A 13099-nucleotide genomic window follows, 5' to 3' on the forward strand; every position below is an offset into this window, starting at 1 on the left:
GAGGTTTCATGAAAGCGAAGTTCCTGGTTCCCCTGTTCATCTTCCTGCTGCTGGCGGGATTTCTCGGTTATGGATTGAAGCTCAACCCGCGCGAGGTTCCGTCGCCGCTGATCGGCAAACCCGCGCCGGCGTTCCGCGTGCCGCAGCTGCAGGCCGAAGACAAGTTCATCTCGCCCGAAGACCTCAAGGGGCGCGTGTGGCTCCTCAACGTCTGGGCGTCCTGGTGCATCTCGTGCCGCTATGAGCATCCGGTGCTGGTCGATTTCGCCCGCACCAGTCCGGTGCCCATCATCGGTCTCAACTACAAGGAAGTGCGCGGCGACGGCGCGCTCGACGTGAAGGGCCTCGATCCCGCGACCGAGCTCACAAGCGCCCGCCAGCGTGCGCGCCAGTGGCTCGTCGAGCACGGAGGCGATCCGTACATGGTGTCGGCAGTGGATCTGGACGGGCGCATCGGCATCGACTACGGCGTTTACGGTGTTCCGGAAACTTTCCTGATCGACCAGCAAGGTGTGATCCGCTACAAACACATCGGTCCGATTACCCCGGAATCGCTGCGCGACGTGCTGATTCCCAAGATCGCGGAGTTGCAACGTGCGAGCTGACCTGATGCGCCGCTTGGCGCTTGTTGCGGCCCTGCTTTTTCCGGTGGTGGGCCAGGCCGGCGAAGCGGTTCCGGTCTCCGACGACCCCGTCCTCGAGGAACGCGTCATGCGCCTGTCGCACGACCTGCGTTGCCTCGTCTGCCAGAACCAGTCGATCGCGGAATCCAACGCGCCGCTGGCGGTGGATCTGCGCAACCAGGTGCGCGAGCAGTTCCTCGCGGGCAAGGACGAAGCTGCCGTCGTGGACTACCTCGTTGCCCGCTACGGTGATTTCGTCCTCTATCTGCCGCCGTTCAAGGGAGCAACCCTGTTGCTCTGGCTCGGACCGGGGCTGCTGCTCGTCGCCGGAGCCGGATGGCTCGGCTGGCGCCTGCGCAGGCGCGTTCGCGAAGTTCCGCCGCCCCTGAGCGCGGAAGAGCATGCCCGCGCCTCTGCCCTGCTTGACGGCTCTGCCAAACCTTCCCAGGAGTCCCGCTCGTGACTGTTTTCCTGATCCTGGCCACCATGCTGGTGGCCGGTGCCCTGCTGCTCGTGATTCCGCCCATGCTGGGGACGGGAGCCAAGGCGCGCGAACATGCTGCACGTCAGGAACAGGCGCGTACCGTACTGATTGTGCTGCGCGAGCAACTCGCCGAACTCGAAGCCGACCACGTTGCGGGGCGCATCGCGGAGGCCGACTACAAGCGTTCTCGCGAAGAGCTCGAGCAGCGCGCGCTGACGGAGGCCGGCACGGCCGAGGCCGGCGTCGACGCCGCCCCCGCCCGTGGCTGGGCGCTCGGCGTGGTCTTCGCCGTGCCGGTTCTCGCGGTGGCCGTGTACCTCATCCTCGGCACCCCTGAGGGACTCGATCCCGCCAGCGCCAAACCCGCGCCCGAAGCGGGCCACCAGATCACGCCCGAGCAGATGCAGGCGATGGTGTCCCAACTCGCCGAGCGCCTCGAACGCGAGCCTGGCGACGTGCAGGGCTGGATGATGCTGGGCCGGTCGTTCGCCGTGATGCAGAACTTCCAGGGCGCCGTTGCGACGTGGAACAGGATCGGCAGGAATATTCCGGATCATCCCGACATTCTCGCCGACTGGGCTGACCTGCTTGCCGGCGCAGGCGGACGCAAGTTCGAGGGGGATCCCGACCGGCTCATCGCGCGTGCCCTCGAGCTGGCGCCGAATCACGTCAAGGCGCTGGCGCTTTCGGGTACGTCCGCGTTCGTCCGTCACGACTACGCGACCGCGTCCGCCCAATGGGAGAAGATCCTCGCCACCATGCCGCCCGGTGACGGTGCGTACAGCTCGATTCTGGCTAGCATCAACGAGGCCCGCACGAAGGGAGGGATGGCCCAGCTGAATCCGCCTGCCGGTGCTCAGGTGGCGGGAATTGGTGGTGCGGCCCGGGAAGACGGCGCCCAGGCCTCGTCGGCCCCCCTCACGTTGCGCGGCCGACTGAGCCTGTCGCCCGAGCTCGCACAACAAGCCGGTAGCGATGCGACTGTGTTTGTCTTTGCGCGTCCGCCGCAGGGCGGCATGCCGATTGCCGCTTTGCGCATGCGCGCCGGCGACCTGCCCGTCGATTTCGATTTCAGCAACGCACAACGCATGTCGCAGGGCCCCCTGCCGGAGCAGATCGCCGTCGGTGCGCGGCTGTCGAAGGGCGGTAGTGCGACAGCTGCCGCCGGCGATCTCGAAAGCCAGACGGTGCTGGCCTCGCCGGACGCCCAGGGCGTCAGCGTCGTGATCGACCGCGTGCGCAAGTAAGCGCCGCTTCTGCATAAATCGAGGGGCGTGGTGCCGCTGGCATCACGCCCCTTTCTTTGTTTACGGGTTTGGGGCGAGGCACCGGCGGATGGCTGCGCACGCCCAGCGACGTTCCCTGGCTCCGACCGATCAAGGCTGGGTGAGGAACCTCGATCACATCGGATAGCGCGCCTCGCCCGCTACCCGCCGCGCCTGTCGCGATCAGCCTGAGCGATCCATGCTCACCGAATGGATCCGAGACGGCGTTGAAGACCTGCCTGAACGCGCACAGACCGCGGAACCGCATGGCGGGAGTCGGCGGTGATGCGTTGATTCTCCAGGCGCAAAAAAGCCGCCCCACTCAGTGGGGCGGCCCGGGTGCTGCCGTGAAACTATCCTGCCGCTTCGCTCAAATCGCCGGACGGATATGGGCAACACCGCCGTAGCTGCCGATCCAGAGGTCCCCTTCCTTCGTCGTCGTCATCGAGAATACGGTGTCGTTGAACAGGCCATCGGCGGACTTCATGACGCGGAACTGATTGCCTTCCTTGACCGCCAGGCCGTTGTTCGTGCCTATCCACAGACGATTCTGCTGGTCGCGGTGCAGCATGAAGACATGGTTGCCAGGCAGTCCCTCGACGGTCGTGTAGTTCGTCCATTTCTGGCCGTCGTAATGCGCCAGGCCGCCACCCCAGGTGCCGGACCACACCGTGCCGTCCTCGTCGACGACGAGTGCAATGATGTAGTTCGGGTTGTAAGCCTGGTCGATCCCCTCGAGACCCATCTCGCGCTTCTGCTGGGCGTGGTGCAGCGATTCCTTCGCGGGATCGCTCTTGTAAGCGATGTCCTGCTTGACCTTGTCGTAGTCCGCACCGACGCCGCGGGAGTGGTTCCAGTTCTCCCACTTGCCATCCATGAAGCGGGCCATACCGCCTTCGGTCGCGAGCCACATTTCACCGTTCTTGCCTTCGGCGAGGCCGTACACCCAGTCGTTCGGGAGGCCGCCGCTGGTGCTTTCGACGGTATGGAGTTCCCAAGCCGCCGGATCCTTGAGCTTGCCGCCGCGGACGCGGTTTACGCCCGACCAGGTTGCGATCCAGATGTCGCCCGTACGGGTTTCGACCACGTCATACACGAAGGCGTCGCCCAATCCTTCGGGAATGTTGTAGGTGTCCCACGTGCCGGTCTTTTCGTCCAGCATCGACATGCCGCCGCCGTAGGTACCGACGGTGATCTTGCCCTGCACCCGACCGACATAGAACATGCCGTTCGACAGCAGGCCGCTCTGGTTGTCGAACATCTTGTATTCGTCGGTGCGCGTGTCGTAGCGGATGACGCCGCCAGAGGTCGCGACCCAGATCACGCCGTTGTCGGCAAAGATCTTCTTGACGTTCTTGTTGCCGACGCGGAAATGGGTGAATTTCTCGTTGGGGTCCACGCCGACCTTCCCCTCGCGGGTCTCCTGGCCACCGGCCGCCGATTGGGCGCCGGCCGGTGCGCTCGCAACGGAGGCGGGTGCGGGGGCCTTGGCCTGCTGCTGGCCGAGCGTATAGGCGCCGGCAATCGCGACGGCGCCGACGATGGCGGCGACGGCTGCAACTTTGTAACTCATGCGAAAGACTCCAGTTAAAGTTCCGGTTGTCGCTCGGCCGGCGGGGGCCGCAGAACGGTCCGCCGGCGCGTCCGACCTTGAGTGTGGATTACTTGCCGATGACCGAGACGCCGCGGCGTGTGCCGACCCAGATGTCGCCGTTGTCGGCTGCCGCAATCGTGTACACGTGCGAGTCGAGCAGACCTTCCTTGGTCGTGAAGGAGCGCCAGTTCTTGCCGTCGAAGCGCGATACGCCCTTGTCGGTGCCGAACCAGAACACGCCTTGCTTGTCCTGCGCCATCGAATACACGATGTTGCCGACCAGCCCGTCCTTGCTGTTGTAGTTCTTCCAGGACTTGCCGTCGAAGCGCGCGACCCCGCCACCCCACGTGCCGACCCACGCATCGCCCTGCGGGTCGATGTGCATCGCAAACGAGTAGTTCGGATTGTAGGTCGGCTGGCCGTGCTCCATCGTCGTCAGGTCGTGGCGCGACCGCGTGCCAAGGCCCGTGTTGCTCGATGCGGGGAGCTGTTCCGCGTTCGGTGCGCCCAGGCCGTCCTTGTGCGTCCAGGACTTCCACGTCTTGCCGTCGAACATCGACACGCCGCCTTCGGTTGCGAACCACGCGCGTCCCTTGGCGTCGACGTCAAGGCCGTACACCCACTCGTTGATGAGTTCCTTGACGTATTTCTTGAATTCGCCGGTCTTGACGTTGTAGTGGTTCACGCCCGCCCAGGTGCCAATCCAGAGGTTGCCATCCTTGTCGTTGGCGTAGGAGTAGATCCAATAGTCGGCGAGGCCATGCATCGGGAAGTAGGTTTTCCACTTGCCGTCCTTGTAGCGCGAGGCTCCGCCGGCGTTGGTGCCGAACCACTTGTAACCCTGCGAATCGATACCTACGGCAAACACGTATTCGTTCGCGAGTCCGTCAGCACGCGTAAAGGTGTTGCGCGGCTTGCGTGTCGAGAGGTCGATCTCATGCACCCCGGTCGATGTGCCCACCCAGATGGTGTTGGTGCCTTTCTCGATGGTCAGTGCGCGCACGTAAACGGTGTCACCGACATTGAAGGTCTCACGGACCCGGTAGTCGGGCGCCGGTGCCTGGGCAAAGGCGGATCCGGTCATGCAGGTGAGGGCAAGTCCGACCGCCGCGAGGGCGGTTCGTGCGTGCTGCAGATTCAGGGTCATCGTTGAAGTGTCCGTAAGTAAGCTATTACATCGAGTATTTCTTGATCCCTAAGGATGCCGGCGAATGACGGCATCATAATCTTGCCGCTCTTGATGGTGGCGAGCAACATCATGTCGGGTTGCATCAGGCGTTCCCCGCGCGAAAAATGCGGAGCGTTCGGTATCGCACTGTGTCCGCCGGGGCCATGGCAACCGATGCAATGCTGGTTGTAGATCCGTTGCCCTTCGATTACGTTCGCCGCGAAGGTGCTGCCAGATACCAGCATCGCTGAGGTCAGGGCGGATATTCCGATTGCGCGGATGATCGTCACTTGCGCGCTCCTTTCTTCCCTGTCCCCAAAATACCCGCAAGCCGTGTTTCCCACTGATCGGCGTTCGCAGCATCGGCGGTGAAACCGTACTTGCCTCCGCGGTAGCCCTGCGCGACTGCCCGGATGGCATCGACTTCACCGAGCTCGGCTGCCTTGAGGAGCATTTCACGCGCTTCCGGGGTGTCGGAATTTTCGGCCCCGAGGCGCTTGTCGCCCCGCACGAAGGCGAGGGCCATCGTGACGATCGCGAGCCTGTGCCCCTTACTGGCCGCCGAGCGCATCAGGCGGCCTGCATCTGCATCATTGGGGGCCTTCGCTTCGCCCGTGAAGTACATCTTTGCCAGCCCGTATTCGCCATCGGTGTCGCCTTGGTCGGCAGCCTTCGTAAGGTAGGGCACTGCTTCATCGTCGAGTTCGGCGCTGTCAAGGATCGAACCGTACAGCGCCTGGGCCGCAGCATGGCCCGCATCCGCAGCCTTCTTCAGAGGCTCCATCGCGCCCGCAACGTCATTCACACGATAGGCGTCGTATCCCCGCTTGTAGTCGGCTTCGGCGTCCGCAAGTGCCGCGGCGCTCGTCATGAACAGTGTCAATGCGAAAAGCGTATGGCTGAAAGCGGGAACGAACTTCTCAGTTCCGGGAAGCTTCATGTCAGGTTCCTTGTTCGGAGTTTTGGGCGCGGGCCGGGTGGGAAGCGCCGGTTTCATTCCGGTGAATTCCAAATGCCTCGAATTCCTCGAGTTTGCGATAAAGACTCGACAAACCGATGCCCAGTTTCTGGGCGGCGGTGCGCCGGTCGCTGCCGGTTTCATCCAGCACCCGGTAGATCACGCTCGCCTCGAACTCGCGTAATTGATCGCGCAAGCTTCGCTGGGTAGCAATGGGTGTGCCATGAGCAGGTCCGGGCGGAACAGTGCGGGCGATCTCGGGGGGAAGGTCGTCAAGCGTGATGCAACTGTCCTCGGCCAGAATGCATGCGCGATTGATGACGTTTTCCATCTGGCGGACGTTCCCCGGCCAAGGATAGCCGATCAGGAGTCGTTCGACCTCGTCGGAGACTGTCAGGCAGGCGGCCGCATCGCGCTGGTCGCGGGCGCGGTCGAGGATGAAGCGGATCAGGTCGCGGATATCTTCCTTGCGCTCGCGCAGCGGTGGTATGTGGATGTGGAACATGCTGAGCCGGAAGAACAGATCCTCGCGGAAAGTGCCCTCCTTGACCATCTGGCTGAGGTCACGGTTGGTCGCGGCAACGATCCGGCAGTCGACGCGGCGTGACTGTTCGCTGCCGACGGCGCGGATTTCCTTTTCTTCGATGGCATGCAGGAGCTTGGTCTGCATCAGCATCGGCAGTTCGCCGACTTCGTCGAGGAACAGGGTGCCGAGGTCCGCCTGCAGGAACAGGCCCTTGCGGGCCTTGTCCGCGCCCGTGAACGCGCCTTTGGTGTGGCCGAAAAACTCGGCCTCCATAAGCGTTTCGGGAATCGCGCTGCAGTTGACCGGCAGGAACAGATGTTCGCTGCGCCGGCTCTGTTCGTGGATCAGGCGTGCGAGCACGCCCTTGCCAGTACCGGATTCGCCGGTGATCAGTACAGTGCTGTCGGTGGGGGCCACCTTGCCCGCGAGGCGCTCCACCGCAGCCATCGACGGCGAGATGAAGCGGAACTTGTCGGAGTCCGCCTTGGCGAATTTGCGCAGGACGCGGTTTTCTTCGCGGAGCCCGCGCAGGGCGGCGATCTGCTGCACCCGGTGCAGCATTTCCTCGACGTTGAACGGCTTGGTGACATAGTCCGAGGCGCCCAGGCGCAGGGCCTCGACCGCCGACTCCATCGAGGCGAACGCGGTGACCATGATGAAGTTGGTTTCGACGCCGGACTCCTTGATCGATCGCATCAGATCGACTCCATTGCCGTCCGGCATCTTGATGTCGCAAAGCGCCAGGTCTACGTCTCCGCGGACCAGTTTGGATGCGGCCTCAGTGCAGTTGCGCGCCTCGTCGACGGAGTAGCCCGCCTGTCGGCAGGCGTCCGCGAGAATTTCCCGGACTGCGCGTTCGTCGTCGATGACCAGTATGTGCATCGAATTCCCTTGTGATGTGGATGCTGCCCGTTCAGTTGTCAGGCTACCCGCTCGGGTGGGCGCAGGGGCAGGCGTATGTGCGCCGTCGCGCCCTTGCCGGGTTCGGAATCGAGCGTCAGGGAGCCTCCCGCGTCCTCGATCAGCTCGCGGCTGAGGGCGAGCCCGAGGCCGGTTCCCTTGCCCGCCGGTTTCGTTGTGAAGTATTCGTCGAAGACCTTCCCGAGTGTGTCGGCGTCGATACCGGCGCCGTTGTCCGCGATTTCGACCAGCGCCTCGTGCTCGAGCGCCTGCGTACGCACGAGAATCTTTGCGGGATGGTCCGCAGTCATTTCCTCGAGGGCGTCGGCGGCGTTGAACAGGAGGTTCATCAGGACCTGCGTCAGGTGATCGCCGATGGCCCGTATGGCCGGCATTTCGCCGTCGAGTTCGGTCGTCATGGCAATGCGCCGGAAGCGCCGATCGTAGCTGACGAACGCACAGGTACTGCTCACGATCTCATTCAGGTTGAGCAACTCCGGGCGTTTGGGCTGCGGCCGGGTGAAATCGGCAATCTGCCGCGTGATCGTAGAGATACGCTTCGCCTGTTCGAGGATCAGTCCGGGGTGGCACGACACGCCGTGATTGGGGCATTGCCGTGACTGTTGGACCTGGTTCATGGCGCTTGCCACGCCCGTGATCGCCGCAATGGGATTGTTGATCTCGTGTGCGAGCTGAGCCGCGAGCGACCCGACCGCCACCATCTTCTCGCGATGGAACTGTTCGAGACGCGCACGTTCGATATGGCGTTCACGTTCGCGCAGGTCCTGCTGCATGCGGTTTACCGCATGCATCAGCGTTCCCAGTTCGTCATTGCGCGTAACCGGCAGGGGTGCATCGCGATTCCCATTCACGATTCCATGTGCATGTGCCTCTAGTTTGCGGATATCCCACGTCAGTCGGCTGAAGAATATGGCGGTAACCGCGCCCAGCAGGATCAGTCCGATCACGAGCATGGCCAAACTGCTCAGTGTAATGCGATCGTAATTTTCCCGGTACTGGTCGAGCAGCCGCAGCCGGTGCGCGTGCGCATTCTTCGTCACGCCGTCGAGCTCGATGATCAATTCGTTCAGGGTCGCGCGTGCGACGCCCAGGGTGCTGAGCGTCGGCGACTGGGCCAAGTCGCGCACCAGCGCATGCAGCTTCCCGGCAAGCATCAGGACCGTCGGGTGACGGTCCTGTATCGCTTCGAGCAGGGATAGGCTGGCTTCGACCTCGATCATCGAACGTATCGCCGACGATGCCAGGTCGTCGTCCGAGAAGGACATGTTCACGGCGAACAGCGTACGCGCCATCGAGGTGTTGATCTCGAGGAGCTGTGCTTCCGTGCGATGGGCCATCTCGAGTTCGTCGACCACGCGCAGCAGGCCCTGGCGCTGCGTTTCGGTCGATACGCCGATCAGCAGCGAGTATGCGACCATGAGGATGAAGGCGATGATTCCTTTCGCCCTGAGCGACAGCGAGCGCGGCTGCCGCCCGAGGTGATCCTGCGGTCGTGTTTCGTCGTCGGGCATCTCGTAGAGACCGTCGGCCGTGCTGAAGGTCGTGTTCATCTCATTTCTCTGGGCGCGTACCGCTTCCGTCGGAACTGTCGGGCTACACTGGACGCGCACGCACGCATTTTCTCAGATGGAGCGGTTGCCCGCACGATCGCGCCACGCGGAGGATGCGAAAGATAAGAGCACGGGATCGATGATACGTTCGCAATGATACGGAACGGTACGGTTATTGCGTGCGGGTTCGCCAATGCGCCGGGAGCGCACCGTCGCCGCTCCCGGAAACAGAACTGACTTGATAGGGAGAGGGTTCTTTCATGTTGCGTCGTCTTTCCTTTTGCATGTTTTTGCTGACCGGAGCCGTGCATGCCGCCCCCATCGACGATGCGCTTCGCCAGTACGATGGCGGCCAGTACGAGCTTGCCGCCGGACAGCTCGCGCCGCTTGCCGATGGCGGAAATGCCGTAGCCCAGGAAAGGCTTGCGGTCATGTACTTCTACGGACGCGGCGTACCGGAGGACGAGGACAAGGCGATGCAATGGGCCCGCCGCAGTGCGGACCAGGGCAATCTCGATGCAATGTACTTCATCGGCAACATGTATGTGTTCGGTGACAGACTCCCCAAGTCCGTGCAAGATCCTGACCAGGAGGCAGCGCGCTGGTATTTCGAAGCCGCACGCAAGGGGCATGCCGACGCGGAGTACGGTTTGGGGCTGCTGTTCCTGGCGGGCAAGGGCGTCGTCCAGGATCAGGAGGAGGCGATGCGCTGGATTCGCTTGGCAGCCGATCATGGTCACGCCGGTGCGCGATCCTTCCTCGGAGGATCGAAGGGGGCGGGGCACTGAGCCGTGTGCCCCAGGCGGCGAACATCCCGGGTGCTTAGGTATTTGACGGAGCAAGGTTCTGATTGATTTCATCGCACATGAACCGGAGAGGTCGATGAGATTGCGCTGGATGACGGGTGTCGTTGCCGCAGTGTTTGCCGTGACGGTTGGGGCACAGACGCCGGCCGACGGAAGCGATCAGAAGAGGCGTTTGGTCGAGCAGAAGATCCGCCTGGTCGAGACGCTGATCAACTCTCCGGCGGCCAGAGGCGCGGCGGAGGGGCGCGAAGCGGACTCCCGGTCGCTCATCGAACAGGGGAGGCGCGCAATCGACGACGCGCGCAAGGCGCTTGCCGACGCCCGCTTCGATGACGCCGCCAAGCTGGCGGACGAAGCCTTGCGATCCGTGTCGAGCGCATCGCGCCGGATGTCGCCGGGCGAAGGCGCCCTGCCCGAGAGCGCGCAGCGCAAAAACCTGCAGGATCTCGGCGACCAGGTCGGGATGTACCGTGTCTCGATCGAGGAGCTATCCAGGGATGCCCAGAAAGGAGCTGCCGCCAAGGCATTGCTCGGGCGCGTGGATGGTCTGACGGCCGAGTCGAAGCAACTCGCCGAAGCGGGGCGCATTGGCGAGGCCGGGAAGAAGATGGCCGAAGCCTACAAGCTTGCCGTCGAGGAGTTGTCGCGCCTGCGGGCGGGCCAGGAGGTCTTGCTATCGCTGAAGTTCGACTCGCCTGCGGACGAGTACGCATACGAGAAGAAGCGCTTCGCAAGCAACGAGATCATGGTCGACATGATGGTTGCCGAGGGTCGGGCCGCCGGCGACAAGCGGCGTCTGGTCGATGGTTTTGTCGAGGAAGGGCGCAGGCTCGGCGCACAGGCCGACGACCAGGCGAAGGCAGGTCAGCACGCGGAAGCGGTCAAACTGATGGAGCAGGCCTCCGCCCAGCTGATTCGAGCCTTGCAGTCGATGGGCGTACCGGTGTTCTGACGCGAGGAGCGCTGAATGATGCGGAAACTGTTCGTTCTCCTCTGGGCGTTGATGACGTTTGTGGCCGCGCACGCCGCTGCGCAACAGGCCGTGTCCCCGGGCGACATCAATGCCGCCGGCGAGCTCCGGATGCTGTCGCAACGTCTGGCCAAGTCCTATGTGCAGCTGGGCCTCGAAGTCGTGCCCGCCGTAGCGCTGGAGCAGCTGCAGGATTCGATCACGCGCTTCGAACGCAATCTGGAGCGGATGCAGGCGCTTGCGACGGTCGTTCCGCCGGCTGCGGCGTCGATCGAGCACTTGAGAGGGAACTGGTCGGCGTTGCGTGCCGCGGTCGCCGATCCCGCCGACAGGACGCGCGCGCTGCTCGCGTCCCGGCGCAGCCTTGATGTTCTTGAGAGCGCGGACCGGCTTGTCCTTACGCTGGAAGCCGCGGCCGACAGTGCTGGTGCGCGCAGGGTCAATCAAGCGGGACGCCTGCGCATGCTCTCGCAACGCGTCGTGAAGGCCTACATGCTGTACTCGTGGGGGGCGGATACGGCGGCAAGCCGCCGCGAGATGGATTCTGCCGCCGACGAGTTTGCGCGCGGCCTGACCACTCTCGCTGCGCTGCCGGACAACACTGCGGACATGCGTGCCGAACTCTCGGAAATCGCCTTGCAATGGGAGTGGCTGCGCACCGCTCTGTCGGTGGAGGGGGCCGGCTCCTATCGGCTGGTTGTTGCGGAAGCGGCAGACTCCATACTCGCGGCGACGGATCGTCTCGTTCGCCTGTACGAGCACGCGGAATCGCGCTGACCTGCACCTGATCAATTCGTCCGAGGGGGACTCGATGGGCATTTCGCGCCGCCAATTCATCAAAGCAGCCGCATCGTCGCTTGGCCTAATCGCACTTTATCCCCGGCTTGGCGTGGCTGCCGCTCCGCGGGCGGCGACATTGCGCGCTGCACCGGTGGAACAGTCGATTCGCGCGGGTGCGCCGCGGACGAATTTCTGGGGCTTCAATGGAAGCGTGCCGGGGCCGTTGCTGCGGTATCGCAAGGGTGAGTCGGTGCGCCTGACCTTCCAGAATGCCCTGGAGGCCGAGTCCGCAGTGCATTGGCATGGGATCCGCGTCCCGAACGCCATGGATGGCGTTCCGTACGTCACGCAGAACCCGGTGAAGCCGGGCGAGGAGTTCGTCTACGAGTTCCCGCTCCCGGATTCAGGCACCTTTTGGTACCACCCGCATCAGTCAAGTTTCGAACAGGTGCCGCGCGGACTCTACGGTGCATTGATCGTCGAGGAAGAGCGGCCGATCGAGGTCGATCGCGAACTCGTCTGGCTGCTGTCTGACGTGCGGATCGGCGACGATGGACTGCAGGTCGAGGATTTCGGCCGCATCCTGGACATCGCAAACGATGGGAGGGTCGGCAACGAGGTTCTGATCAACGGCAGGGCGGCCGGTGCAGGAAACGTGCTCGAAGTCAGAAGTGGGGAGCGCATTCGCCTGCGGCTGATCAATGCGGCAGCCGCGAGGATCTTCCAGCTCGAACTGCACGGCCACGCAATGAACGTGATCGCCCATGACGGGCAGGCGGTCGAGCCGCATGCGGTCGAGCGTCTGGTCCTCGGGCCGGGAATGCGGGCAGATCTGGTAGTCGATTGCATGCAGGCCCCCGGAAGCCGCTTCCTCATGAACGATACCCACCGCCGCAGCGCGGGGCCGATCGCGTCGCTGGTCTATAGTGATGAGCGCCCCCTGCGCCGCCAGCCGCTCGGCGCCCCGATGCGGCTGGCGCCCAATCGCTTGCCGGAACCCGACCTCGCGAAGGCGACGGAGCACTACATCATGTTTCAGGGCGGGATGCGGGGCGTCCCGACGATGGGCATCGTCGATGGCAAGCCGGTGCGTTCTCATGAGCTGATGGAGCGGCATGGTCTGGCGTGGACGATGAATTACACCGCCCAGCACGAACACGCGCTGATGCACGAGCCGTTTCTGCACCTTCGGCGGGGCGAGCACGTTGTGCTGCGCATGATCAACGAGACCGACTTCGTTCACCCCATGCACCTGCACGGTCATTTCTTCCGCGTCGTGGCCGTCGACGGTCGCAAGGAAGCTCGGCCGGTCTGGCGCGATACGGTCATCATGGGGCCGCGCCAGACGCTCGACGTCGCGTTCGTCGCGGACAATCCAGGCGACTGGATGTACCACTGCCACATTCTCGATCATGCCGCAGGCGGCATGATGGGGACGATCCGGGTCGCGTAAT

General features: G+C 63.7%; 13 protein-coding genes. 7 read left to right on the forward strand and 6 right to left on the reverse strand.

The genetic code is table 11. From position 1 onward, the window contains the following. Positions 1–8: 8 nt before the first annotated feature. Genes AzCIB_RS01200 through ccmI form a run of 3 tightly spaced genes read left to right on the forward strand, consistent with a single transcriptional unit; the run spans position 9 to position 2354 of the window. The gene (locus tag AzCIB_RS01200; RefSeq protein ID WP_050414215.1) at positions 9–605 is read left to right on the forward strand and encodes a DsbE family thiol:disulfide interchange protein; all 597 of its coding nucleotides are present in this window, start codon (positions 9–11) and stop codon (positions 603–605) included. Between the two features lie 4 nt (positions 606–609). Then, complete coding sequence (locus AzCIB_RS01205; protein ID WP_050414216.1) at positions 610–1086, forward strand: cytochrome c-type biogenesis protein; 477 nt, start codon at positions 610–612, stop codon at positions 1084–1086. Further along, positions 1083–2354 carry a c-type cytochrome biogenesis protein CcmI gene (gene ccmI, locus AzCIB_RS01210; protein WP_083446834.1) on the forward strand — a complete coding sequence of 424 codons (1272 nt, stop codon included), beginning with the start codon at positions 1083–1085 and terminating at the stop codon, positions 2352–2354. The genes AzCIB_RS01205 and ccmI overlap by 4 nt, the downstream gene beginning before the upstream one ends. Positions 2355–2742: 388 nt before the next feature. Here ccmI and AzCIB_RS01215 read toward each other — a convergent pair whose 3' ends face one another. The 6 genes from AzCIB_RS01215 to AzCIB_RS01240 form a co-directional block, all read right to left on the reverse strand. Continuing rightward, complete coding sequence (locus AzCIB_RS01215) at positions 2743–3945, reverse strand: ligand-binding sensor domain-containing protein (protein ID WP_050414217.1); 1203 nt, start codon at positions 3943–3945, stop codon at positions 2743–2745. Positions 3946–4033: 88 nt separating this feature from the next. Continuing rightward, positions 4034–5113, reverse strand: coding sequence for a ligand-binding sensor domain-containing protein (locus tag AzCIB_RS01220; RefSeq protein ID WP_050414218.1), 1080 nt, complete (start codon positions 5111–5113; stop codon positions 4034–4036). Further along, positions 5110–5424: a c-type cytochrome gene (locus AzCIB_RS01225; RefSeq protein WP_232299320.1), complete on the reverse strand. Its 315-nt coding sequence runs from the start codon at positions 5422–5424 to the stop codon at positions 5110–5112. Before AzCIB_RS01225 ends, AzCIB_RS01220 begins: the two co-directional genes overlap by 4 nt. Further along, positions 5421–6131 carry a tetratricopeptide repeat protein gene (locus AzCIB_RS01230; RefSeq protein ID WP_232299321.1) on the reverse strand — a complete coding sequence of 237 codons (711 nt, stop codon included), beginning with the start codon at positions 6129–6131 and terminating at the stop codon, positions 5421–5423. Before AzCIB_RS01230 ends, AzCIB_RS01225 begins: the two co-directional genes overlap by 4 nt. Further along, complete coding sequence (locus AzCIB_RS01235; RefSeq protein WP_050414220.1) at positions 6076–7500, reverse strand: sigma-54-dependent transcriptional regulator; 1425 nt, start codon at positions 7498–7500, stop codon at positions 6076–6078. Before AzCIB_RS01235 ends, AzCIB_RS01230 begins: the two co-directional genes overlap by 56 nt. A 38-nt stretch (positions 7501–7538) precedes the next feature. Then, positions 7539–9089 (reverse strand): sensor histidine kinase, encoded by a 1551-nt coding sequence (locus AzCIB_RS01240; RefSeq protein ID WP_050414221.1) that lies wholly within the window; start codon positions 9087–9089, stop codon positions 7539–7541. Positions 9090–9349: 260 nt separating this feature from the next. Between AzCIB_RS01240 and AzCIB_RS01245 the strand changes: the two genes are divergently transcribed. The 4 genes from AzCIB_RS01245 (at position 9350) to AzCIB_RS01260 (ending at position 13098) form a co-directional block, all read left to right on the forward strand. Further along, the gene (locus AzCIB_RS01245; RefSeq protein WP_232299322.1) at positions 9350–9877 is read left to right on the forward strand and encodes a tetratricopeptide repeat protein; all 528 of its coding nucleotides are present in this window, start codon (positions 9350–9352) and stop codon (positions 9875–9877) included. A 94-nt stretch (positions 9878–9971) separates the two neighbouring features. Further along, positions 9972–10847, forward strand: coding sequence for a hypothetical protein (locus AzCIB_RS01250; RefSeq protein ID WP_232299323.1), 876 nt, complete (start codon positions 9972–9974; stop codon positions 10845–10847). Positions 10848–10862: 15 nt separating this feature from the next. Continuing rightward, positions 10863–11642 (forward strand): type IV pili methyl-accepting chemotaxis transducer N-terminal domain-containing protein, encoded by a 780-nt coding sequence (locus AzCIB_RS01255; RefSeq protein ID WP_050414224.1) that lies wholly within the window; start codon positions 10863–10865, stop codon positions 11640–11642. A gap of 34 nt (positions 11643–11676) precedes the next feature. Beyond that, positions 11677–13098, forward strand: coding sequence for a multicopper oxidase family protein (locus AzCIB_RS01260; protein WP_050414225.1), 1422 nt, complete (start codon positions 11677–11679; stop codon positions 13096–13098). Position 13099 lies beyond the last annotated feature (1 nt).

It is taken from the genome of Azoarcus sp. CIB (assembly GCF_001190925.1).
In the GTDB taxonomy this organism is placed as follows: domain Bacteria; phylum Pseudomonadota; class Gammaproteobacteria; order Burkholderiales; family Rhodocyclaceae; genus Aromatoleum.

Bases quoted from the DNA above. Each gene is read 5' to 3' on its own strand.
- AzCIB_RS01200 (WP_050414215.1), top strand. From the start codon at position 9: ATGAAAGCGAAGTTCCTGGTTCCCCTGTTCATCTTCCTGCTGCTGGCG.
- AzCIB_RS01205 (WP_050414216.1), top strand. From the start codon at position 610: ATGCGCCGCTTGGCGCTTGTTGCGGCCCTGCTTTTTCCGGTGGTGGGC.
- AzCIB_RS01215 (WP_050414217.1), bottom strand. From the start codon at position 3,945: ATGAGTTACAAAGTTGCAGCCGTCGCCGCCATCGTCGGCGCCGTCGCG.
- AzCIB_RS01220 (WP_050414218.1), bottom strand. From the start codon at position 5,113: ATGACCCTGAATCTGCAGCACGCACGAACCGCCCTCGCGGCGGTCGGA.
- AzCIB_RS01230 (WP_232299321.1), bottom strand. From the start codon at position 6,131: ATGAAACCGGCGCTTCCCACCCGGCCCGCGCCCAAAACTCCGAACAAG.
- AzCIB_RS01235 (WP_050414220.1), bottom strand. From the start codon at position 7,500: ATGCACATACTGGTCATCGACGACGAACGCGCAGTCCGGGAAATTCTC.
- AzCIB_RS01240 (WP_050414221.1), bottom strand. From the start codon at position 9,089: ATGAACACGACCTTCAGCACGGCCGACGGTCTCTACGAGATGCCCGAC.
- AzCIB_RS01245 (WP_232299322.1), top strand. From the start codon at position 9,350: ATGTTGCGTCGTCTTTCCTTTTGCATGTTTTTGCTGACCGGAGCCGTG.
- AzCIB_RS01250 (WP_232299323.1), top strand. From the start codon at position 9,972: ATGAGATTGCGCTGGATGACGGGTGTCGTTGCCGCAGTGTTTGCCGTG.
- AzCIB_RS01255 (WP_050414224.1), top strand. From the start codon at position 10,863: ATGATGCGGAAACTGTTCGTTCTCCTCTGGGCGTTGATGACGTTTGTG.
- AzCIB_RS01260 (WP_050414225.1), top strand. From the start codon at position 11,677: ATGGGCATTTCGCGCCGCCAATTCATCAAAGCAGCCGCATCGTCGCTT.